General features: G+C 52.2%; 16 protein-coding genes. 6 read left to right on the forward strand and 10 right to left on the reverse strand.

The genetic code is table 11. The features are described 5' to 3' along the window. Nucleotides 1–111: 111 nt before the first annotated feature. From BUB30_RS07240 to BUB30_RS07250, 3 genes are all read right to left on the reverse strand, one after another. A complete protein-coding gene (locus BUB30_RS07240; protein ID WP_073132324.1) occupies nt 112–1245 on the reverse strand; it encodes a glycoside hydrolase family 2 TIM barrel-domain containing protein in 1134 nt (377 codons plus the stop codon). Between the two features lie 95 nt (nt 1246–1340). After that, nucleotides 1341–2486 carry a glycoside hydrolase family 172 protein gene (locus BUB30_RS07245; RefSeq protein WP_073132326.1) on the reverse strand — a complete coding sequence of 382 codons (1146 nt, stop codon included), beginning with the start codon at nt 2484–2486 and terminating at the stop codon, nt 1341–1343. A gap of 87 nt (nt 2487–2573) precedes the next feature. Next, nucleotides 2574–5018: a glutaminase family protein gene (locus BUB30_RS07250; protein WP_143164796.1), complete on the reverse strand. Its 2445-nt coding sequence runs from the start codon at nt 5016–5018 to the stop codon at nt 2574–2576. A gap of 493 nt (nt 5019–5511) precedes the next feature. Here BUB30_RS07250 and BUB30_RS07255 point away from each other — a divergent pair, with 493 nt between their 5' ends. The 3 genes from BUB30_RS07255 to BUB30_RS07265 all read left to right on the forward strand — a co-directional run bounded on the left by BUB30_RS07255 (nt 5512) and on the right by BUB30_RS07265 (nt 7946). Then, the gene (locus BUB30_RS07255) at nt 5512–6630 is read left to right on the forward strand and encodes a fatty acid desaturase family protein (protein WP_245804040.1); all 1119 of its coding nucleotides are present in this window, start codon (nt 5512–5514) and stop codon (nt 6628–6630) included. Between the two features lie 210 nt (nt 6631–6840). Continuing rightward, nucleotides 6841–7707, forward strand: a complete 867-nt coding sequence (locus tag BUB30_RS07260) for a sigma-70 family RNA polymerase sigma factor (RefSeq protein WP_073132330.1) — start codon at nt 6841–6843, stop codon at nt 7705–7707. A 44-nt stretch (nt 7708–7751) separates the two neighbouring features. Then, on the forward strand, nt 7752–7946 hold the full coding sequence (locus tag BUB30_RS07265) for a cold-shock protein (protein ID WP_143164797.1): 195 nt from the start codon (nt 7752–7754) through the stop codon (nt 7944–7946). 161 nt (nt 7947–8107) lie between these two features. Here BUB30_RS07265 and BUB30_RS07270 read toward each other — a convergent pair whose 3' ends face one another. Next, nucleotides 8108–8920 carry a class I SAM-dependent methyltransferase gene (locus BUB30_RS07270; RefSeq protein WP_073132335.1) on the reverse strand — a complete coding sequence of 271 codons (813 nt, stop codon included), beginning with the start codon at nt 8918–8920 and terminating at the stop codon, nt 8108–8110. Between the two features lie 666 nt (nt 8921–9586). On the opposite strand from BUB30_RS07270, the gene BUB30_RS07275 reads away from it, so the two are divergent. After that, the gene (locus BUB30_RS07275) at nt 9587–10516 is read left to right on the forward strand and encodes a LytR/AlgR family response regulator transcription factor (protein ID WP_073132337.1); all 930 of its coding nucleotides are present in this window, start codon (nt 9587–9589) and stop codon (nt 10514–10516) included. A 138-nt stretch (nt 10517–10654) separates the two neighbouring features. Then, complete coding sequence (locus BUB30_RS07280; RefSeq protein ID WP_245804041.1) at nt 10655–13078, forward strand: TonB-dependent receptor; 2424 nt, start codon at nt 10655–10657, stop codon at nt 13076–13078. Nucleotides 13079–13105: 27 nt separating this feature from the next. On the opposite strand, the gene BUB30_RS07285 is transcribed toward BUB30_RS07280, so the two are convergent. The 6 genes from BUB30_RS07285 to BUB30_RS07310 form a co-directional block, all read right to left on the reverse strand. Continuing rightward, nucleotides 13106–15352, reverse strand: coding sequence for a TonB-dependent receptor (locus tag BUB30_RS07285; protein WP_073132341.1), 2247 nt, complete (start codon nt 15350–15352; stop codon nt 13106–13108). 67 nt (nt 15353–15419) lie between these two features. Then, entirely contained in the window at nt 15420–16727 is a 1308-nt protein-coding gene (locus tag BUB30_RS07290; protein ID WP_073132344.1) for a tetratricopeptide repeat protein, read from the reverse strand. Nucleotides 16728–16791: 64 nt separating this feature from the next. Further along, entirely contained in the window at nt 16792–17316 is a 525-nt protein-coding gene (locus BUB30_RS07295; RefSeq protein ID WP_073132347.1) for a DUF4331 family protein, read from the reverse strand. A gap of 27 nt (nt 17317–17343) precedes the next feature. After that, nucleotides 17344–18021: a DUF4331 family protein gene (locus tag BUB30_RS07300; RefSeq protein ID WP_073132349.1), complete on the reverse strand. Its 678-nt coding sequence runs from the start codon at nt 18019–18021 to the stop codon at nt 17344–17346. Between the two features lie 272 nt (nt 18022–18293). Next, nucleotides 18294–20945, reverse strand: a complete 2652-nt coding sequence (locus tag BUB30_RS07305; RefSeq protein ID WP_073132351.1) for an ABC transporter permease — start codon at nt 20943–20945, stop codon at nt 18294–18296. Nucleotides 20946–20948: 3 nt separating this feature from the next. Then, nucleotides 20949–21272: a PadR family transcriptional regulator gene (locus tag BUB30_RS07310; RefSeq protein WP_073132353.1), complete on the reverse strand. Its 324-nt coding sequence runs from the start codon at nt 21270–21272 to the stop codon at nt 20949–20951. Between the two features lie 201 nt (nt 21273–21473). Here BUB30_RS07310 and BUB30_RS07315 point away from each other — a divergent pair, with 201 nt between their 5' ends. After that, entirely contained in the window at nt 21474–24410 is a 2937-nt protein-coding gene (locus BUB30_RS07315) for a glycoside hydrolase family 2 TIM barrel-domain containing protein (protein ID WP_221408668.1), read from the forward strand. The last annotated feature ends 89 nt before the right edge of the window (nt 24411–24499 follow it).

Here is a 24499-nt window from a genome sequence, read left to right on the forward strand (position 1 = left end):
AGTCAAAGCGCCAAACCACAAATCGAATAACCCTGGCCTTTAGGCCAGGGTTATTGAGATAATGCACGAAGGGCTTTAGCCCTGACTTTCGGGCGACGCTTCTGGAATTGATCACTTCTTCCCCGTCAAAGACTTTATCAAATCCACTTCTTCTTTCTTATAAGGCTTTCCATCCTTCCTGAAAATATCATGAAACCACAATTTAGGTTCCCCACCTTTCGGCATCGGGTTGTTCCACGCATAAATCGTATTGGTCTTCCCGGAAACAAATCCCCAGTTATACGCACCGATATTCTCTTTCTTCAACATAGGCATGACGTTGCTAAACAAACTGCCCCGTGTGCGCGCCATGTATTCCGTGCAAATCAAAGGGCGTCCATACGCTTTCAAGCTATCGATCAATTTTTGATGCTCCTCGGGCACGTCATAGTTATGATACGTGATCACGTCGGAGTTGGCCAGTTGGTATTTATTCAAATCCACCAAATCTCCTGCCCACACACCAGACGACAAAGGCTGCGAAGGATTTACTTCACGTCCCCATTGGAACATCTTTTCTAACAGCGGCAGCGATTTGTTTTTATTGTTGCTGTTGCCTGGTTCATTATACAAATCCCAAAGCACAATGCGCTTGTCGTCTTTGAAATGCGTGAGCACGTCCTTGGTGTATTTTTCGAGCGTGGCCAACTGAGTGGAGTCGAATGAGGTATGGGTGGTGTCGGCGAAGATGCGCGGGCCGGGGTCGCGGACCCAGCCGGAGTTGTGAATGCCGGTTTTGGGTTCGGGTTGTTTGCCGGATTGGTATTCGGGGTTCCAGCAATCATCCAGGAACACAAACAGTGTGGAGACGTGGTGTTTGTCGGCGATGGTGAGGTAGGTGTTCATGCGGTCTTTGAAACCCGCCGGATCCACTTCCCACGCCAGGTGGTGCAGGTACACGCGCATGGAGTTCATGCCGATGGACTCCGCCCAACCCAACTCGCGGTTGATGGTGGCCGTGTCGAACGATTCGGCCTGCCACATTTCCAATTGGTTGATGGCCGTGCTGGGAATAAAGTCGCTGCCGCGCAGCCAGCCCCATTGGGCATACCAGGCGTTGGCTTGTTCTTTTGTCCATACCTCGCGCACGGTCTTCACCGTGTCGGCTGCTATCGCGTCGGCCGGTTTTTCTTTTTTCGAGCACGACAGCAGGGCAAGTGCTATACAAAATGAGAGGAAGGGAATGGTTTTAAAAGTATGCTTCATGTTAAATGATTCGTTGATAAAATACGAGATTGATACTCTGCAATATAAGTTGATTCAAGATACTCGTCTACTGATTTAGGATGCGCGGCATCCGTTCAATTCACTTCCAGGTCATTCTTCGCCGGCAACTTTGGAAAAGGAGCATGGGGCTCGGTTTGATACCAATATACCACCGCGCTGATGTCGGACTGTTGCGGCAAGTAGCGTCCCTCGCTGCGCCAGCCCAGGTCCTGGATGGTCACTTTCAGATCTTTTTCAAAACGGATGGGGTCCATGATGTGCCAGCGATACAAACCGAAACGCTGCTGTGAGGTGTAGACACCGTCGGGGCGGATCACCTGGTGAAGGCCTGTGTAGGCGGTGGAAAATTCCTGGTATTGGTGGGTCTTCCGGTTCTCGAAATTATAGGAGCCGCAGAAATAATCTTCCGTGCCCGTGCCGGCGATCGTGGGAAACTTGGTGTCGCCATCCATAAAAAATTTGATCTCGCCTTCGCCCCACCAGCCGTTGTTGTTCACACCCCAGGCCAGGTAGGTGCCCACATATTGTCCTTTGCCTTTCACACCGTCGATGAGCGTGAAGAGGGAGCCCTTGGTGGGATTGCTGCGGCGGAATTGGGCGTGAAGATAGGCGGCATCGGCAGGGACATCCGTGAGCGTGTAGTCCACCTGGTAGTACAACGTCATCTTTTCGGCGGCGATGTTCTCCATCGTGATCTTGCATTTTTTGCGGAAGGGCATCGACCAATAACAATTGAATGCACTGCCCGGGTTGACGGTGACGGCCATTGAATTCAAGTGGGCATATTCACCCCATCCCATGCCAAAGAAATCGCCGACGGGCACTTCGATGGAAGGCTCTTTTTCATCGTCCCAATAAAAGCGAAGAATGGAGTAGCGCCAGTTGCCCGTGGGCGTGATCCAGATGTGTTGCACGGCGCCGGAGCCTGTGATCTCGGCCATGGTGTAGGTCTGCCCCGGTTCGATCACCACGAAAGGATTCACCTTCCATCCCTGGCCAAGGTCGCGCGCTGCGTTGCGGGCACTGCCCTGCTCCAGTGTGGCGGCGCCGCCTTTGCCGGGCTCACCCGTGGGATTTTCGGCGCAGATGGAACGGGTCTTCGCATTGGACAAGCGAGAGAGATTGCCCAGGTTCATCTCGAGCCCGTTGAAATTGGAGGACTGCGCCATGACGGACGCTGCCAGGAAAGACAGCGCCATCAGGCTGGTAATTTTTTTCATAAGCATAAGCGTTCTGGTTTTCCCTAAGATAATTATTCCAGGCATTTCGCCTGTTATGTACCCCAGGGCTTTCGCAGCGCTTCCTGCTTACTTATCCAACAACTTTATAAAATATCCACCCACCACGCTGCGGGCCTGGAACCCGACTTGTCGTCCATCCAAGGTCTCGTGCCAGTCGCTCAACGGCACGCGGGTGGGCGTTTCGGTGGCGTAGTGATACACCGGTTTTACCAGCGCCTCAAAATCTTTCCGGTTATCCGCCAGGGTGGCGGTCCACAGGATCCAATCCGACTTGGTGTAGGTCTTGCGGCTGTCGAGGGGCAGGCCGAAGGCATTTTGTTTGGTGAGATAATATTTCACTTCCGTAGCGTAGACTTCTTTCGGGAATAGCTCCAGGCCCAGCAGTTTGTCCCACACGAGATTATATTTCTGACTCCACGTTCCCGGTTGGCCAAAGGCCAGGGTATAGTGGTTGCCATCGGCGGCGAGCGGCATCCATTTCAGTGCCAGGTCTTTTGCCAGGGCCTTGTATTTCGTGGCGGTCGCGGTCTCGCCAAGGGCCGCGGCCATTTGCGCATAGGCGCCGATGCCCACGATGGCTTTCACCGACAGGTTGGCGTTGCGCGCCAGGTGGCCCGCAAAGTCGTCGGTGCACAATTGGTTGCCGGGGTCGAAACCATCTTTCTCCAGGAACTGTACCCATTGCGTGAGGGTAGCCCAATGCTTGCGCGCATAGGCCGGGTTGCCTTCCGCTTTGGCGATGGCGGCCGTGAGAATGATCATGTTGCCCGACTCTTCCACGGGCATGTCCTCGCCATAGGTCTGGCCGTTGGCCAGCGGGTAGGTGCCCAGGTCGTGGGCCGCGAAGGGCTTCGCCCATTTCCCGGACTCGCTGTAATAGAAAATGCCATTGAGCATTCCCTTCAACAAATCGGGATTGTAGACCAGGAACAACGGCGCCGAGGGATAGGTAACGTCCACGGTATTGATAGACCCGTTGCTAAAGTTCTCCTTCGACAGAAAAAGAATATCTCCTTGCGGGCTCTTCACCAACTGATGGGCGGCAATCGCCTGCCGATAGGCCATCACGCACAGCTTGGCATATTCTTCGCCTCCGGCGCGCAGGGCGTCGGCAAAAAGTTTTTCGTCAAACGTTTTACAAGCCGATTGGATGGACCGGAAATCTTTCCAGGCCTTGCTCACCACTTGCGGGAGCGTTGCCCCGTCTTTGCTCCACCAGGCTTTCAGATTTTGGTTGAAGTATTGGATGGCATCGCCGTCGTCGTAGGCCAGCATAAGGGTCTTGTCAACGGCTGTGCTACTGATCGTGCCCACATCAAAGAATGTGTTCAGCCAGAGCGACGTGCCCGTAACGGATGGCTTGCCGGCAGAAGGCTTGGTAGCAGCGAATCCTTTTAGCAGCTCGTCGATCGAGGAAATGGTTTGCCACGGTTTTTCATTGTCGGCGGCCACCGCATAGGCATAGCCCCAATCGATGCGCACATCGTCGCCTTTTCGTTTCAGGACCGGTTGCTCCACGGTGCCGGCCTTCAACCATTGAAAGCCTCCCTCCGCTTTGCGCTCGGCCACCACGGGTTGCTTCGCCGAGTTCACCGCCAGGTTGGAAGACGCACTGAGGTTCAGTTGCACCGCGTGTTGCTTGTTGTCGGTGGAGCGAACGCTCACGTTGACGTAGGACACGGGGCGCGACAGCAGGTCGAGGTCGCTCATTAAGAGCGGGCTTAGGAAGGTGAGGTCCAGGGCCACCGGGCCGCATTGGAACGTGTACTTGGTTTGGGTGGCCGTGACCCGCACCGCGGTCTGCACGGCGGGTGTCAGTTCCTTGGGGGACTCTTGTCTCGCGAAACCGGCGTCGATCCAGGCGTTGCCTCTCGGGTTGATGCAATGCATGGCCAACACGTTCCGGCCTTTCACGAGCTTGCTCTTCACGGCGTCGGAAACCGGATAGGTTGTGTAGTCGCCGGTCCAGCAATTTTCGCAGCTGTATACTTTCTCGCCGTTCAGGTAAACCTCCACATCGTCGTCGTGGCGGAGTTGGAGGAGTAGTTTTTCGAAGGATGTGCTTTCTTTAAAATCGAATGTGCGTCGCACCCAGATCTCCGGCGATGACCAGACGGTGGCCGGGTTGGCTTCGGGTGTGCCGAACGGCGCTTTGCCGGCGGTCCAGGTGGCATCGTCGAACTTGGGATCCATCCAACCATCACCGGGTTTTTGTTCTGTGTAGCGGCAATCGTAGGGCTTGGTTTCGCCCGTGGGCAGAACGTCCAGCAGCGGGTACTCGGGTTGGCCCAGGAAGTTGTATATTTTTCCATCCACCTTGATCAACCCCAGCAACGCCTGCGGCTTGCCCGTCCAATGCCGGGTAGGGCCTTCGTTGACGCGGTCGGTGAAAGACCAGAGGCTGAAGTAGGGATTGTGGGTCACTAACGGGTAGGCTGGAGCCTTGTCCACCTGGGCTTGCAGGCTGGTGGCCACGACCATGAAAAGGAAGAAAGGTATAAAGCGCATCATAGAGGGTTTTAGGGATTGCTGTAAACAACTGGCAATCTGAAATTTTTTGCGAGAAGTTCAAGGGGTCCGGGGTTTAATCACCAAAAAAAACGATGCCGGTGAATGAAAATCCTGTTTTCAGGGGATGCGGGTTGAGCGGCTTCGGAGCGTGGATTTATGAGGTGTTGAGAAATTAAAAAGTGTAACATCAGGGTTATCACGGAGAATGGTTTGGGTGGGCAGTTTGGTGAAGCGGCAAACGGCGTGTAGCATAGGGGTTGCAACGATTGCGGAACGGGTGTATTGTGTCTATCGTTGGGAATGTCTTTGCGGGTCGTGACGCTTGGGTGTGTGGGGATGCTGAAAGGGATTTGTTGGTGGGACACCAACAAATGGGTGATCTGTGTCTTGGAATGGAGGGCAAAGCGGTGGGTGCGCGTCTATGGTTGGACTTGGATGGCGTCGGCATGAAGAGATCACTCAGCGTGAGGCATGAAAGTATATATCGTAAAACGTGAACATAGTTCGCATTTGCGTCGTTTTCCTTGTAATGGGATCGCTCAATTTGAAATACTCCTTTAAGGGAGGGAATGGCACGTTTTATAAATTACTGAAGGAAAAGGTCGATGATTACTTTACGGTGTCAAAACTTCATCCTGCCGGCAATGGGAAGTTGTATGTGAAAAGTGCCTTGCAGGTGCTCTCTTCGATGATTCTGTACGTCGTTCTGGTTTTCTTTACTCCGATCGCCCCCATCGCTTTGTTGCTTTGTGTCGCGTTGGGTGTGAACCTGGCGTTGATCGGATTCAATGTGATGCATGAAGGCGGGCACCAGGCATTTTCTTCGAATGCGCGAATGAACAGCATTTCGGCATATTTCCTGAATGTGTTGGGAGGGATCTCGTATTACTGGAAGATCAAGCACAATATCAACCATCATACCTACACCAATGTAGACGGCATGGACTCCGATATCGATGTGAAGCCTTTCATGCGGCTTCATGCCGATCAGCCGCTTCATGGATATCATCGTTTCCAACACCTCTATTGGGTGGTGTTGTATGGTGTTTCGTACCTGGCGTGGATCTTTTATGAAGACTTTGTCAAGTATTTCAGTGGCAAAGTGTCTGTGACGGGTGAGCAGAAAGCTTTGGCAGCGAGAGAACATGTTGTTTTCTGGGCCACGAAGGTCATTTACCTGGGCGTCTACGGGTTTATCCCGATTTTGATGGTAGGTTGGTTGTGGTGGCTGTTGGGATTTCTGACGATCACGATCACTTGCGGTTTGGTGATCAGCGTGGTGTTCCAATTGGCGCACGTGGTGGAGGGAACGCATTTTCACTCCATAAGGGGAGTTCAAACGGACGGTGTGCAGGAATGGGCCATTCACCAGGTGGAGTCGACAGCAAACTTCGGCACGTCCAGCAAGTCGCTGCACTGGTTGCTGGGGGGATTGAATTTTCAGATCGAGCATCATTTGTTCCCGAGGATCAGTCATATTCACTATCCGGCCATCAGCCGCCTGGTGCGCGATGCGTGCAGGGAGGCCGGTATCGTCTACAATGAACACACTTCGCTTTGGAAGGCCCTGGGCTCGCATTTGCAATACTTGTGGCGACTGGGCAGGGCCTAAAAACGATGGAATCGCGGTATTTGAGACAAAACCCACAAAGAAACCGGCGATGCAGGTATGTCCATTTTAAATGACTACCTTGCACGAAATTACGACTGCGTTATCTTCTCTCCCCCTTCCATTTTAGATAATCCATTTGCATTTATGGCCTTTTGGGAGTCACCCGTTGACTTGGGGCAACTAGTATTTATTATTCACTAATCCATACACATGAGACAACTAAAGATCAGCAAGCAGATTACCAACCGGGAAAGTCAGTCCCTGGACAAGTATTTACAAGAAATTGGAAAGGTTGAATTGATCAGTGCTGAGGTTGAAGTTGAACTAGCCAAGCGCATCCGCGAGGGTGACCAGATGGCGATGGAGAAATTGACGAAAGCCAATCTCCGCTTTGTGGTTTCGGTTGCCAAACAGTATCAGAACTCTGGCCTCACGCTGGGTGACTTGATCAATGAAGGTAATTTGGGCTTGATCAAAGCCGCGCAACGGTTTGATGAGACGCGTGGTTTCAAATTCATTTCCTATGCCGTTTGGTGGATCCGTCAGTCGATCATGCAGGCCTTGGCGGAGCAGTCGCGCATTGTGCGCCTCCCTTTGAACCGTGTGAGCTCGCTGAATAAAATATCGAAGACCTTTTCGGACCTGGAGCAGAAATTTCAACGCGAACCTTTGCCGGAGGAAATGGCCGAGGTGATCGGGGTTTCTACGCAGGACGTGCAGGATAATTTGAAAGTCGCAGGCCGCCATGTGTCGATGGACGCACCGTTTGCGCAAGGAGAAGACAACAACAGCCTGCTCGATGTGTTGAGCGATTCCAATGAAGCGCGGCCGGATGCCCGGTTGCTGTCGGATTCGCTTATTGAAGAAGTTCAGCGCGCACTTTCAACGTTGCCCGCCCGCGAATCGGAAGTGCTGGGAATGTACTTTGGGTTGAACAGCACCGAAGCGATGACGCTCGAGGAAATTGGCGAGAAGTTCAATCTGACACGTGAACGCGTGCGTCAGATCAAGGAGAAAGCCACTCGTCGATTGAAAAATGCGGCGAGAAGCAAAACATTGAAGTCATACCTGGGTTAATACCGGTGTGAACACTATTTGAAAACAATTTAATACAATAAACAATAATGCAAGGAACAGTAAAATTTTTTAATGAAACCAAAGGTTTTGGATTTATTACCCCGTCAGACTCTAGCGAAGACATTTTTGTACACGTTTCGGGACTTGTTGATGAGATCCGTGAAAACGATCAGGTTCAATACGAAGAAGAAAGAGGTAGAAAAGGGATGAATGCCGTGAACGTTACTTTATTGAACTAATTCAGAGTTTTATATAGTATTGGTAGACCACTCGAAAGGGTGGTCTATTTTTTTTGTAATCCTGGTCGGAAAATCATTTTGAACCGCAGAGGCGCAAAGGACGCAGAGGAAAGGCAAAGCTCTTCTTTGCGTCCTTTGCGCCTCTGCGGTTCAAATGTATTTCAGGCAACCGCTTTCCGCAGCACGAACCGGTAATATTGACGCACGCCATCTTTAAGCGTGGTATGAAAGGGGGACCCTACAATGCCTGCAAATTCACCGAAGAGCTTTTGCCACTTCGCGGGGATCAACTTGCGGATCATCTCCTTTTTCGTTTCGTCTTCCGCCTCGATGGCACTGATCACATTCGCGCTGATATTTTCTTCCTCGACACACTCCATCCCAGCGGTCTGGAGTTGATCCTTGAAAATCCTCATGTTTTCGACAGAGTTTCTAAAATCGACCAGCAACAAATAGCCACCGGGCTTTAACACGCGCTTTACTTCAGACAAAAACGTCGGAACACAACCATAGCCGTGGCAGGACTCTACGTTAATGACCACGTCGATCGAATTGTCGACGAGAGGAATGGCTTCGGCGCTGCCCTGGATGAATTTCAGATTGGGCGCGACGTGGATTTTGTTGGCAAGGGTCACGGCGCTGCCGGCGATGTCCATGCCGGTGTAGAAAGCGGGCTTCAGCGAACGCACGATGTATTCGGCTCCACCTCCCCGGCCGCTGCCGACTTCCAACAATTGTTTGCCTTCTATATTCGTTTTCGACGCCAGGTAATGATACATCTGCATGGAATAGCGTTGGCGGGTGGTCGCGTGAACATCGATGCCATGCTCGCCGTCCTTGGGAACGTAGCCGTAGTTCATGAAATGCCAGTCGGAAGCGGGAATATACTTGGCGAGTGCCTCATAGGTGATGCGCGCATTCAGGCGCTTGAACCATGCATAGCCCTTGAGCATGCGAATTATGCGATTGATCATTTAGGTGTTAGGTTATAGTTCTAAAAAAAAATTATCGATCCATAGCCTTTCTCATGCAGCGGCATGCAAAGGCTATTAGCCAGTCTTATGAAGTACGGTGAGGGAATGGTGGACGAGATGGCTCTGTGTTCTTTCTATCCAGGATTGGCTCAACGCAAGTTGACGGTGTGATGACGGCGCTGCTCCATGACGCTTTTTAAGGCGGCGCTTACATTTCGTGAGAAAGTGATCATGGGGAGAGGAACACGATCGAATCGTCTTGCTAATGACGAAACACCAAGATGGTGTTATTTCATGACAATTCCTATTTGATTCCGGGAATACCCCGAAACCCAAAGCCATTGGTCGGGGTTTAAATTGAACAATCATTTAATATTATCATCCATCATCAAATGATCTTGTCCAGGTGAAAAAGAAACAAGGAAATCAGATCGCTGAAAGCTTGTTGCAACAATCAAGACCCGTGGATAGGCAATGAACACGATTTAAAAATTCACGCTTTTTTAATCGATCATCCAAAATAGAAAATCGTATAATCCGTTTCAGGAACTAAGCAGTGAGCGGGAAACACATGGGATGGGTCGGTTTGGGATGGACGGGATAGAACACGTTTCCGCTTTGCCTTGTTGCTTTTGTTTGACGACATAAACCCCAAACAGCGGAACCATGAAAGACTCTGTCGCAGAAATGCCCTCACACCCCTCTTTCCGACCAGGAAGACGTATCGGCAAGTTCTTAAGAGCGCCGTTCCCCTACTATCTGAACGACGACCGGAAAAATACCTTTCTCATCGCGGGCATCGCACTGTTTGTGCTCGTTTTTATGATGGTCTTTACACCCTATTCGGCAAAGATCTTCCTGGTGAGCGCCATCGTCTTTGTCGTGATGTGGAGCAGTGTGGTGCTTCTCCCCAAGGTATTCCCCGCCACCTTCGACCCTGCAAGCTGGACCGTGGGCAAATACATTGTGTTCTCATTGTGGCAACTGTTGATGGATGGTTTTTTTATCGCCGTGGCGCTCGAATTGCTAAACATTCACCCCACGATGCCCTTTGTACAAAAACTCTTGCACATCTATCCCAACGTATTGAGCCAGGCCGTCATCCCCCTGGCGATCGGCACCCTCCTGCTCCGGAACAATGTCCTGCAGGAAAATTTGCGTCATGCCATGAAGGCCAACCAGGAGTTGGAGAAGATCCGGGTGATCCGGGAAGATGTGGAACAGGTCCATCCCAACCGGGTGACCATTTATTCGGATACCCGGGAATCGCTGCAGTTTCTTTTTTCGAATCTCCTGTATGTGGAAGCCAGCGAAAACTACTCCACGCTGTATTGGAAGAACGGGCCGGCCATCGAGAACCGGATGCTGCGGATCAACCTGAAGAATGTGGAGAGCCAGTTGGACAATCATTTTACGATCCGTTGCCACCGGTCGTTCCTGGTCAACATCAACGCCATCGCGCACGTGACGGGGAATGCCAATGGGTATAAGCTGGCCATCAAGGGCACGGGAGTCACCATTCCAGTGTCGCGATCGAAGGGGAAAGAGGTGATGGAGCGGATCGAACAGCTCCGGAACGTGTTTGAGCTCAATTAGTCATTCGTCACAAGGGGCAGTCATTCGCACCAGACTTTTGTCGTTGGTCACTAATTCATCCCCGCTCGTTACAAACGTCCATTTTTTTTAGCCGCGACTTTCTGTTTTGCGCTAGAAGTTAAAAACAACTTCTTACGCATGAATCCCCATATCTCCCCCAAATTATCCTTTAGCGCTTTATTGTTTTTTATGCTGCTGGCAGGCCTTGCGCCGGCGAGACTTTATGCACAGTCCACCCAAACCCTGAGGGGAACCGTGGTGGACGGGGTGAGCAACACTCCCCTGGTTGGTGTTACGGTGATCGTTGTGAGTCCCGGCAATACGCTTTTGGGTAGCACGACCAATGCCGACGGACACTTCCGGATCGACGGCGTGCCGACAGGAAGACAAACCCTCCGCGTGACCTACGTCGGCTACGAAGAACAAACGATCCCCAACATTGTGGTAACGGCCGGCAAGGAGGTGGTGCTGAACCTGAGCCTGACCGAAAGCATCAGTCAACTGGAAGAAGTGGTGGTGACGGGCGACAGCCGCGACGACAAGACCGCCACCAACAACGAGAACACCGCGGTGAGCGCCAGGTCATTTAACGTGGACGACACCAAGCGCTATGCCGGCGCCATCGGCGATCCCTCGCGCATGGCCGCCAACTTTGCGGGCGTGTCCGGTGGCAACGACAGTCGCAACGACATCGTGGTGCGGGGCAATTCGCCCACCGGCATGTTGTGGCAGATGGAAGGGCTCAACATACCTAACCCCAACCATTTCGGCTCGGTGGGGAGCACGGGCGGGCCGGTGAGCATCCTGAACAACAACAACCTCGACAAGTCCGATTTTATGACCAGCGCCTTCCCGGCCCAATATGGCAATGCAACGGCCGGGGTATTCGATCTGCGCCTTCGCGACGGCAACAACGAGAAACGGGAACTCCTCGCCCAGGTGGGATTTAATGGGTTTGAACTTGGCGCGGAGGGACCGTTCTCAAAAAAATCGGAAGCGTCCTACGTGGCCAACTACCGGTATTCTACGTTGGGTGTTTTTCAGGCACTCGGCATTCAATTTGGAACCGGTTCCAACACGCCGGACTACCAGGATCTCAATTTCAAGGTGAGCGTGCCCACGGCCAATGGCGGGAAATGGACCTTGTTCGGCATTGGCGGCTCCAGCAAGATCGACCTGTTGGGAAGCGAGGCCGACCTGGACAAAGGCTCCAACAACCTGTATGGAAGCGAGAACAACGATTCCTTTACAAAATATCAAACCGGTGTGGTGGGCGCTAACTATGAAAAAACCATCGCCAATACGTATATGCGGATCACCGCCGGCGTGAGTGGCACGGGCGAAAACGTGTCGTCCGATTCGCTGGTCCGCAACAGTGAAAACGAAGTGATCGATCGCTACCTGCGGGTGGAGAACCACCTGAACACGCAAAAATATTCGTTAAACTTTTTGACGCGGACAAAATTCAACGCCAAAAACAGTCTCACGTCCGGTTTCTATATCGACAACACGCATTTCGATCTCTATAGCCACGACGTCTACGCCAATGTACAACGCGACACGGTGCGGTTGGATGTGAAAGACCGCACAACCCTTTATCAATTTTACAGCACCTGGAAGCATCGTTTCAATCCGCACCTGGTGCTGAATGCCGGGCTCCATGCGCAATACTATTCGCTGAATGGGCAATGGGCCTTGGAGCCGAGGACGAGCTTGCAGTACATTATCAATGGAAGCCATTCGCTCAGCGTCGGCTATGGCATTCACAACCAAATCCAAAGCATCACCACCAATTTCATCCAAACAAAAACGGCCAGCGGCGAGATGCTGCTCACCAACAAAGATCTTGACTTCACGACGAGCCGGCACCTGGTGTTGAGCTATGATTGGAATATTTCGTCGAAGGTGAGGTTCAAAGTGGAAAGCTATTATCAAACGCTTTCAAATGTTCCCGTGGAGCAGATGCCGTCGTCATTTTCGGCGATCAACACCGGGATGTCCTTTGGCATTTCCAGTGCCGACAGTTTGGTGAATCAAGGGACAGGGAGAAACTACGGGCTGGAGTTTACGTTGGAACGATTCTTTAGGGATGGTTATTATTTCTTGTTCACCACTTCCCTGTTCGATTCCCAGTACAAAGGCAGCGACGGTGTTTGGAGGAATACGGCCTACAACACGAAATACGTTTTCAATGCTTTGGCAGGCAAGGAATGGCGCGTGGGCAAAAGGAACGATTTCTTTTCCGTCAACTTAAAAGTAACGACGGTGGGCGGGAAGCCGCTGACGCCGATCGATTTTGAAACATCACAACGCTATGGCAAGACGGTCTACAAGGACAGCGAAGCCTTTAGTGACCGGCAAACACCTTACTTCCGAACGGACCTGCGGTTCTCTTATCGCAAAGAATATAAACACAGCACCATGGAAGTCGCCTTGGATCTGCAGAACCTGACCAACAACAAAAACATCTTCACCCAGAACTACAATCCGCGGACAAACTCCATTGTGACGGTGTATCAGCAATCGTTCTTCCCGGTTCCTTATTTTAAACTTACATTTTGAAAAATGTACACCGCAAGATCCTGGCAACTAAAAATATTTTGTAAACCGAACCTTTAATGCAAAGGGCGTTCCCGGCGTGAAGTGGATTTCGGACACGGGGTCGGTTTCATTTTTGAGACGCGACTCCGTGTCGAACTGGGCTTCTTTCCAGGCGGTATTGAAAATGTTTTCGACCGATACGCCAAACTCATAGCCTGGGCGGGAATAGTTGACGATGGCGTCGGCGATGAAATAGCCGGTAGCCACTACGGTGTTGGTCTCGTTGGCGGCGCGATCGCCCATGTATCGGTAGCGAAGACTGCCATTGATGCCTTGCTGCCGCCGCACGCTCAGGCCACCGATGCTCGTGATGGTGGGCGCCAACGGAATGCGATCTTCGCCTTCGGGCGCGCCTTTAGCGCGGGGCCGGGTCACATTCAGGTCCGCGTCGGCAAATAGCCAGGGCGTGAGCTGGTAGCGCATCGAAAGGTCGATGCCCTCGCGTGTCGTCTTGCCGCTGGGCTCCACCACGGCTTCGTCGCCGACATAGACAAATTCCTGGTCCAGGTCGAGGCGCCAGAGCGCGGTGTGGACGATGAGCGCGGGTGTCACTTTGATGTCGGCACCCACGTCTATGCCATAGGCACGGGGCAATGTTTCCTTCGCAGATTGTTCCACCACCACGCGGGCATCGTTGGAGTGAAAGCCGGTGCCGGCGCGGACAAAGAGGTTGACGGTTTCGGTGGGCTGGTAGTTGAGATTTAGTTTTGGGCTCGCGATACCCCTCCCCGGGCCCCTCCCCTTGCTGCCGGGTTGAGTAACATTCAAACGATCGGTATAATCGAAATGAAAATAGTCGAAGCGCAGGGCGGCGTTGATGGAAAACTTCGGCGTCAGCCACAGGGTTTCGCTCCAATAGGCGTTCGCATTGCCTTCGCGGATGTCGCCGCGTTTGAAATCCCGGATGAAGGTTCGTTTCACGGTGTTGCTCAGCGCAATGTTGTCGATAGCATCATAGCGAAAGCCCGCTCCGGCTTCCGTTTGCAGGCGCATACCTCCTAGCGTTGTGCCGTGACTGTAGCGGGTTTTGTAGCCATAGACCCAACGGTGTTCCTGCTGGTGGATCTGATCGCCGTCTACGGGGTTGTTGAGATAGAAGGTGAAGTTGGAATACAGGCTGAAGTTGTAGCGTACGGCGTAGGCTTGGTTTTCCCAGGTGGCGCCGTTGCGCAGCGAATGACTGGCACGAAGGTTCAGGTTGATCCGTCCTGTGCCGCCGCCTTCCGTCGGATCGAGCGAGCCGAACCGCGTGACCAGCCTGCTGTCCACCGCACGATCCGGAATTTGTCCGCTGGCATCCCACTGGCTGTCGAACACGGAGAAGGCCGCCGAGAGGCGTGTGCGTTCGCCCCACTGCGTATTAAATTTTCCCTGGACGTTGAAGCGTTTGAAGTGCTGGCTGTTTTCGAAATAGCCGTTGGTGCGCGTGAACTCCGAGGCGATGTAGGCACTGGAACGCGTCCGGTTCAACACGTTGACACCCGCCACGGCGCGGCCCATGCCGAACGAGCCGCCTTCGAGACGTGCAAAATTGCGATCCAGTTTATTGCGGGTCTGGAAGCCTACAAAGCACGCGGTGGTGAAGTCGCCTTTGTCGGCAAAGTAGGGTCCTTTGTCGAAGTCGACGTAGTCTACCAGCTCGGGAATAACAAAGTGAAGATCGGCGTAGCCCTGGCCGTGGGCGTGCGAGACCATGTTCACGGGCATGCCATCCACTTCCACATTGATGTCGGTGCCATGGTCGGCATCAAAGCCGCGGAGAAAGATCTGTTCGGCTTTGCCGCCACCGGCATGTTGGGCAATGAAGAGGCCGGGCACCATGCGAAGAATATCCTGGGCGGTGTTCACGGGTCGCAAGCGAATGTCGACTTGTGACAAGGTGTTCATGGGGCGATCCAGACCTCCCGTCACGGTGACATCAGCCAACTGAACCCCACCGGTCTTGAGTTGGACGGAGAGCGATGTCGCAGTGCCATCGACGACGGTTACCGGTATGGTTTGCGCTTCAAAGCCGATGTAGGAAATGCGAACGGAATAGCTACCGGCCTTTGCGGTCGTGATGCGGTAACGTCCCTGCCGATCGGTGATGGCGCCGGTTCCTGTCTCCGGGATGTATACCGAGGCCCCAATCAATGGCTCATTTTTCTCATCCGATACAGACCCTTGCACAATGCCTTGAGCAAGGGCAAATCGGGCAACCAACAACAGCGTCAGTTGCAGCACAAAGAATTTCATAGCTTCAAATTTAGGAATAGAAAGGAGTTCTCACAGCACGGCTTCCGGATGAAACTGACCGGTGCGTTCAACTATTGCCCAGGGCTTCCTTTATTTTTTGCGTCACCGCAGGACCGAGTTCAAACGCACTCTTTTCTGCGCTACGGAAGTAGGTCCGGGCTTTGCCGGTTTGACCGTTGGCCTTGTAGATCATGCCCAGGTGAAAGAGCACATCGGGTTCGAAGGTCTTGTCTACGAGAAAATCTTCGGCCACTTCCAATGCCTCGGCATATTTGCCTTCGTGGAAATATCCCCAGGCCAGCAGGTCATACGATTGTGGCGTGGGGCGGTTTTGGATCTCGCGTTTGGCAAGCGCTATTGTTTTCGCAGGGTTTGAAAAATCCTCGACCTGCATCAACGCCAGATATTTGTTATACATGTCGCCGTAGCGTGGACTGTTGGCCAGTGAATCGAACACACGTAGTTCTTTTATTTTTTCCGTCATGTTGTTTTCAGCGCCGGCAATTTTTGCCAGCAGCAAATGCATGTCGGGTGTGGCTCTTTTTTGATTGATGTATTGCGCGATGTGCCGGGCCTCTGCATAGCGGTGGTCATGCGAAAAGGCGATCCAGGCAATTCCCTTTAGCGCATAATCATAGTCTGGGTTGGTTTTGAGAATGTCGAGGTAGAGGTGATAGGCTTCTTCGACGCGTCCGCCGTGACCATACATGTCGGCCAGATTTGATTTTGTCCAAAGGGAAAGAGAAGCATTGTCTTTCGCCTTTGCGAGTGCCGTTTCCATAAGGACAATGGCGGAATCAAGATCGCCTTCATGGTCTTTGATCTTTGCTTTGCGGATGATATAGGGAAAGAAATTGCGCGTGGCAATCTTATTGAGTGCCCGGTTGGCGCCGGCATAATCGCCGAGTTCAAGATCCACATCCGTCAGCATAAACAACGAGGAGGCTTTCCCCTCCCCGATGGCGAGCGCTTTTTGGATTTGTTGATACGCTTCCCCAAACTGGTGTTGCGTGATGGCATTGGCCGCCAGCGCACGATGTACGGAAGCATTTTCATTTCCCGAAGCAGCAAGCACGGAGCGGTATACACTATCGGACGCAAAAATATCCTCGATGCGGCCCGTCAACATAAACCGTGACGACAACAGTCCGGCGATGCGGAGTTTGCACGTTTCGCTGTCGGGCGTGCGCGATTGTTTGTTTTTCCAGAAGGCAATTTCTTCGTTGCATTTCTGAAGTGCTGCGTCGGTGCGTGGTGCGAGGTAGGCGGCATAGTCGGCCGGGTGGGTGATGTCGTGTTCCTGTTTTTCAGCGCAGCCCAGGATGAGCAAAACCGAAAATGCCAGTGACAGGAAGAGGAGGGTCTTCTTTTTCATGGGTTGGAAGTTTTTGAATGAAAAAACTAAACCCGGGGCAAGCGCGCCCCGGGCTGTGTTTGCATCAATGCGGTGTGGCCAGGTAGGGGAACGTGTCGAGGAATCCTTTGTCGTTGGCGTCCACGTGATCGTCGGTCAGCATGGGGTTGGCTGTCGCATCCGGTCCGCCGAAAAGCAGGATCAACTCGACAGTGATCACATCGTCGTTCAGTTTCCGGCCCGTCAGCACATGGGTGCCGTCGTAGAATGTTGTGGCGCCGCTCAGGGCTACGCTCAACACGTCGGTGGAGAGCACGCCGGTGAACGTGGCGGCATCGAGGCCCAGCAGGTTGGTGGTATAGCCGGGGTTGAGGGCCAGCAATCTATCCTTGAACTTGGTTCCAAAAGCAGCGTTTTGTGCGGAAGGGATGGTGCCGTTGAAAGTGTCCTTGTCGCCGGCACTCACAAAGACGGTGTTGATGGCGGGACGTGCCATCTGGTCTTCCTGCACGTAAGTGACCGGCATGGGTGTGGCATCATCGTCGTTGTTACAGGCACCGAGCGCAATCAACGCGCCCACGGCCAACAGGTTTACATATTTCAGTTTCATTTTCAAAAAAGGGTTGAGTGGAGGGAATTAATTTTTACGGTTGGTGGTCGCCCACGCGTTGATGGGGCCACTGCCCAGCAATGACTTGGGCAATTCGATGACAACCGACATCACATTGGTGCCGGCAAACGTGTCCGTCCCGGGGTTGTTGAACCCGGTGGCGGTTCCGGCGATCACTTTCTTGTACTGGTCCAGGTCGAAGAAGAACGGATCATCGCGCGGGCCGGCGAAAACCTTGATGCCGTTGGCCTCACCCGTCATCGGGGAACCAGCATAGGTGCTGATGTCGCTTTCCACTTTGTAGCCGGTGGTGACGAGCGTGCTGTTCAGTCCTTTTTCAATGGGGGCCACGGGACCATACACTTGCACTTTGCCGTTCTCGAATGTCACCTGGAGCACGAGGTCTTCCATGTTGTCTTTGTTGGAAGAGTTGTCGATGTTCACTTCCAGCATCACATCGGAGTCAAAGGCCGCGGCGGCTGTAGCCGTGGGGGCGAGAAGTCCCTGGGTGTTCACGACAAACACAAGGTTACTGCTGTTCGAAGGGCTTTCGAATGCATAGAAGTCCGTGATGTCGGAAGCCTTGCCGGTCACGGCCGGCGCGTCGATGTGATCTGCCGCGATGAGATACGTCGCCGAGGAGATGACACCGATAGCCAGGAGCACAGCGAGGCCTTTTCGAAGGTCTGTTGTTTTTGCTTTCATAAGAGGGTTGTTTATTTATCCTGATCCACCTACGATGAAAGCAAACGGTTTGGATTTTGGGATTTGGAAATAAATTAAAAATGCTGGAATGTGGCCGATGGAGCCACTGTAAAAATGGGAAGGTCGCGGGTGAGTAAAAAATTGAGCCGCCATCCTTCGCTAAAGCTACGGTCGGCAAGCGGGCAGGCAGCGCAAAGAAACCAGTGAGTCGCGCTGATAGGCTATGCAGCAAGGTGTTACGGATGATTCTCACCCGTTTGCCCTGCCCTTAGCTATTCATATTTTAAGGTATCCACAGGATTTGAACGCGCTGCCTTTACAGCCTTCAGCGCTACGGTGATCACCACAATCGTGCCGCTGATCAACAGACCGGAAAGAAAATAAAGCGGACTCCAAGCAATGCGAAACGCAAAGTTCTGGAGCCATTGGTCCACGATCAGGTAGGTGATCGGGGCGGCCAACAGGAATGCGGCCACCACCAGCAACACATATTCTTTGGAGATCAGGTAAAGGATGCTGCTCACCGATGCGCCCAAAACTTTCCGGATTCCTATTTCCGCCAGGCGTTGTTCGGCGATAAAGGAGACCAGGCCATATAAGCCCAGCACCGCCGTGAAAATAGAGAGCACCGAGAAGATCATGAATACTTTACTGAGTCGCCGTTCGCTGCTGTATACCTGGTCGATGGATTGATCCAGGAAGTGAAATGAAAGGGGCTTCTCGGGTTCAAATCTTTTCCATTCCCGTTCAATCGCGGCCAGGGCTTCGGCGGTCTTGCCTTTCTCGACTCTGACGGCCGCATACCACCGCGGCCAGCCAAACCAGATGATGATGGGGTCGATTTTTTTCTGAAGCGGCTCAAAGTTGAAATCTTTCACAACGCCGATCACGCTACCCAACTTCACCGGCCGGCCGGCGTGGTCAAGCGCTTTCCCTACCGGTTCGTCCCATTGGAAAGCGCGTGCAGCGGCCTCGTTGATGATAAATCCGGACGTGGAATCCGTGGCATGGTCGCGCGAAAAATCGCGGCCCTGTACGATCTCCAGGCCCATGGTCTTCACAAAGTCGTGGGTGACATTGAGGATCTTTACAAACTGTGTCTTCTCCTTTCCTTCCACGGTGAAGCTCATAAACTGCACTTCCCTACCGATCGGTTCCGACACGGACGACACACTGACGATGGAGCTCTCCGACAACAAGTTGTTCTTGAAAGCAAAATAGGATCCCGGCACACTCGTTCCCCGGATGGTCACCATGATGATCTGGTCTTTGTCGTAGCCCAGTGATTTGTCCTGGATAAAACGAAGCTGTCGGGCAATGACAATGGTGCCGATGATTAGGAAAATAGAGATCGCGATCTGTGCCCCCACCAGGAGTTTCCGGAAATCTCCATTCCCACCCTTGCCGGATTTCCAGACACCTTTTAAAACCCGCTGCGGCTCGAAGGAAGAAATGAAAAACGCCGGATACGCGCCCGACAAAATCCCGACAAGAATGGTAAACAAAAAAATGCCTCCCAGGAGAGATGCGTTCGCCCGCACATCCAACGACAGCGAAACGTCCAGCAGGCTGCTGAACAACGGCAGCATCAAGGGAAGGATCAAAAACGCGAAACACAGCGCAATCATACAGACCACCACCGACTCGAGGATAAACTGCAGCCTCAGGTGCCACTTCAAGGCCCCCAGCACCTTGCTGATGCCGATCTCCTTGAACCGGCGCGAGGCCGTGGCCATGGTCAGGTTTATAAAATTGATCGCCGAGATAACGAGCACCAGGATGCCTACCGATATAAAAATGTAGAGATTCCGGATGTTGCCATTCTGTGCGAGATCCGTATTGTAGTCAAACTCCGAGTGCAAGTGCACATCGTGGAGCGCCTGAACATAAAATTTAGCGTTGAAGTCTTTTTGAAAATCCGGAAGCTTGTCGGTAGCAATTTTGTTGATGCCGGCCTCGATGATGGGCACCTTCAAGGGATCTTTGACCGTGAAGTAGGTCCAGAACCAGTCGTTGTTATACTCCTCCAGGAATTTTGTGTCCTTGAACACACCCGAGCTCGCGATGTTGGAAAGGGGAATAACAAAGTCGAACTGGATGTGTGTGTTGGATGGCAGATCGCGCACCACACCGGTCACTTCCAGGTCGGTCTGGTTGTTGAAGCGGAGTGTTTTGCCCAGGGCACTTTCGGATCCAAAATATTTCTCTTCCATTTTTTTTGTGATCACCACGGCATTGGGATGGCCCAGCGCGTTTTCAGGATTGCCGGTCAAAAACGGAAAGTCGAAAAGATCAAAGAATGAGGAGTCTGCAAAGATCACTTTCTCTTCGTAGAAAATATTTTCGTTGTAACGGAACGTCGGAACCATCCGCGAATATTTATAATTGATGATCCGGGTGTAGTGTCCAACGTCTTCGTTGAAACGTGCTTTGATCTCGGGACCAAACGCCGGAAAGGTAGTGGGAATATGGTTGGTGGTCCCACCCACCGTGGACGACGCGGTGATGCGATAGATCGAAGCCGATTGCGTAAACATTTTGTCATAGCCCTGCTCGTGCCGGAGATACAGTGCGATCACCATAAAACAGGTCAGTCCCAGCGACAACCCCACAACGTTTATGGTGGCATGGAAGCGATGCTTGTTCATGTTGCGAAGCATCATTTTCAATATGTTTCGGAGCATAGTGGCTGCGTTATAATTTTCGGATTGGAGAACCTTGTTTTGCAAATCAGGCCAGTGTGCCGGGTCGATGTTCCGGATCACCGCTTCATAGGCTTTCTTGAAGGCAATGCCCTCTCCCACCCGCAGCTCCACTTCACAACACACATGATCGACGAGCTCTTCAAAAAGATCGCCGCCGGCCAACCCCTTCGTTCGCAGATCATAACGGATATAATCGATTTCGCTCCTGGATAAGGGCATGTCTCAATACTTAAGCACCAAATTCATCGCCTTCACAAAATCAAAATAGCTTTGCACTTCTCCCGTAGCCGTCTTGTTGCCGGCGCTGGTCAGGGAGTAGTACTTCCTGGCGCGGTTGTCGACCACGACCGTTTTGGTTACCAGCAAGCCTTCGGCTTCGAGTTTATGGAGGGTGGGATAAAGCGCACCAAACGTGAGCTCGATCTCACTGTCCGTCCGCTCCTTGACCAGCTGGGTGATCTCGTAGCCATACATTTGTTTATGTTCTGAAAGCAGCTTCAGTACAATCACCCGCAGGGTTCCTTTGATCAGTTCTTTTGAGGTCATGGAGGTATAGTCAGGTAGGTAAACGACGTATTATATAAGAAAGTTATATATACTAGAAAAAAAGCAGTAAATCCACCCTGAAGCCTGGTGATCAAAAGCGTTGCATGCTTCCGGCGCCATAAGATTATCCATTAAAACCAAAGTTTAATCCATGTGCAATTTTGTCCTGTGCGATAATTTTACAACAAACAATCGGTTTAGATGAAAAACAACAAGACTGTAACGATGCGAAAGGAGGAACCCGTCCTGTCGCTTCACGGAATGGAAAAATCAGAAAAAAATCCAACCCGCCAGATTACGCGGCATGCTTCTCTTCTCCTGGTGATCCTGCTGGCCCTTTCCGCCCGCACTTTTGGCCAGCCCAATCCAGCCACTCTCGACCTCTCGGGCCAATGGTCTTTTCAAATCGACCGGAAAGATGAAGGCGTAGAAGGAAAGTGGTTTACCAAACCCTTGAACGACCACATCATGTTACCCGGATCGATGGCCTCTAACGGCAAGGGCGACGACATTGCCGTGAACACACCCTGGACCGGGTCGATCTTTGATTCTGCTTTCTTTAAATCACCGGAGTTTGCGCCCTATCGCCAACCCGGAAATATAAAAGTGCCCTTTTGGCTGCAGCCCGTAAAATATTTCAAAGGGGTAGCCTGGTATCAGAAAACCATCACCCTCCCTCCATCTTGGGGCGACAAATTTGTGGAGCTGTTTATCGAGCGTGCGCATTGGGAGACCACGGTATGGATCGACGATGTGCCCCTGGGGCAGCAAAACAGTTTAGCCGTGTCGCATGTCTACGTACTGCCTGCGAAAATACGCCCGGGCGTGCACCGGATCTCCATCCGCGTCGACAACCGGGTGAAGCAGATCGATGTGGGACAGAACTCACACAGCATCAGCGACCACACGCAAACCAATTGGAATGGGATGATCGGAAAGTTGCAGCTCCAGGCTAAACCGTTGATCTATGTCCACAACGTAAAAATTTTTCCAAATCTAAAAGACCAGAAACTCCTGGTGCGGGTTCAATTGATCAACACCACCCATCAAAAAGCAAAGGCAACCCTGGAACTACAGGCCCGGCCGACCGCATCCCAAACCAGCAACCTAAAAAAGATAAGCAAGGCCCTGGAGGTCCAACCCGATTCCAGTGTGGTAGAAATAGAATACCATATGGGAAACGCGCCCCTCCTGTGGGACGAATTCAATCCCAATCGCTATGTCTTGACGGTGAACCTTTCGCATGAAAAAGGAAAAGCAGATGTGAAAGATGTTGATTTCGGGATGCGCGAATTTTCATCTTCGGGAACCCAATTCACCATCAATGGCCGCCCTGTCTTTCTTCGCGGAACACTCGAGTGTGCGATCTTTCCAAAGACAGGATTTCCTCCTACTGATAAAGCCGCCTGGACAAATGTCTTTGTTACCTGCAAAGCTTTTGGATTGAATCACGTCCGCTTCCATTCCTGGTGCCCTCCCGAATCGGCGTTCGATGTCGCCGACAGCCTGGGTATTTATGTGCAGATCGAGTGTTCTTCGTGGGCCAATCAAGGTTCGGCGGTCGGCGATGGCAAACCGGTTGATCGCTACATACTACAGGAAAGTGAACGCATCGTGAATGCTTATGGCAACCATCCCTCCTTCTGCCTGATGGCCTATGGCAATGAGCCCGCCGGAGATCACCAGGTGAAGTATCTCACCGACTTTGTGAACTATTGGAAACAACACGACAATCGCCGCCAGTACACGACCGGTGCCGGCTGGCCCCTGGTTCCTGAAAATAACTACAACAGCACGCCCGATCCCCGCATTCAACATTGGGGAGCAGGATTGAAAAGCATCATCAACGGCAAGGCCCCCGCAACGAATTATGATTGGTCTGGGATCATTAACCAATGGCCTATCCCCACGGTCAGTCACGAGATTGGTCAATGGTGTGTCTTCCCGGATCTGAAAGAGATCGCGCAGTACGATGGTGTGTTGAAAGCAAAGAACTTCGAGATCTTTGAAGCCACCCTGAAGAAAAATAACCTTCGCCATCTCGCGGATAGTTTCCTGCTCGCTTCGGGCAAACTTCAGGCGCTCTGTTACAAGGCGGATATTGAAGCCGCGCTCCGGACAAAAAATTTCGCCGGCTTTCAACTCCTGGACCTTCATGATTTTCCTGGCCAGGGAACGGCATTGGTGGGTGTGCTCAATCCTTTCTGGAAAGAGAAGGGCTACATCACCGCGAAAGAGTACAGCCGGTTTTGCAACGCCATCGTGCCCCTCGCCCGTTTTTCGAAGATGATCTATTGGAATGATGAAGCGCTCGACGTCCCGGTGGAAGTTGCCAATTTCAGCAACGGTGCGCTGAATGCTGGCGCCGCGACCTGGGAGATTGCCGACCGGTCGGGGAAAGTAATTTTCAAAGGCGATTTTCCTAAAGCCATCATCCCCGTTGGAAATGGAAATGAGCTGGGTCACATTAAACAAACGCTGACCCAGATCGCCGCTCCGTCCTTCCTGATCTTAACGGTATCGGTTGGCGCGGTTCAAAATTCCTGGGATTTCTTTGTCTACCCGGCAAAGCATTCGGAAGGCACCGATGAAATTCTGGTGACCGACCATCTTGACAAGCGCGCTGTTGATGCCTTGAATCAAGGTGGCAAGGTCATACTCACTCCACGGAAAGGATCGGTGAAACCCGAATTTGGCGGTGACATCGCGGTTGGCTTTTCCAGCATTTTCTGGAATACGGCGTGGACCAATGGTCAGCCGCCACACACGCTGGGCATTCTTTGTAATCCCCAACACCCGGCCTTTGCCTTGTTTCCTACGCAGTATCACAGCAATTGGCAGTGGTGGGATGCCATGAGTCACTCCAACGCCATCCTGCTCGATGCCGTTGATCCAGGTCTTCATCCCATCGTGCGGGTTGTCGACGATTGGGTGACCTCGCGATCGATCGGATTGCTTTTCGAATGCAGCGTTGGAAAGGGTACATTGATCGTGTCGGGAATTGATTTGCTGACCGATCAGGAACAACGGCCGGAGGCACGTCAGCTGTTGTTGAGTTTAAAAAACTACTTGCATCAAAAATCCAGCCGCCCTTCACTGGCGATATCACCCGAAAAAATCGCCGGGATCTTTAAATAGATCTCGAGGGATGTTACCCCCCGCCGGTAGACGAGGATGATTCCTGTTTACCGGCGCTTTTCATTCATTAAAATTGCTACTCCGAATTA

It is taken from the genome of Chryseolinea serpens, from assembly GCF_900129725.1.
GTDB classification, from domain to species: Bacteria; Bacteroidota; Bacteroidia; order Cytophagales; family Cyclobacteriaceae; genus Chryseolinea; species Chryseolinea serpens.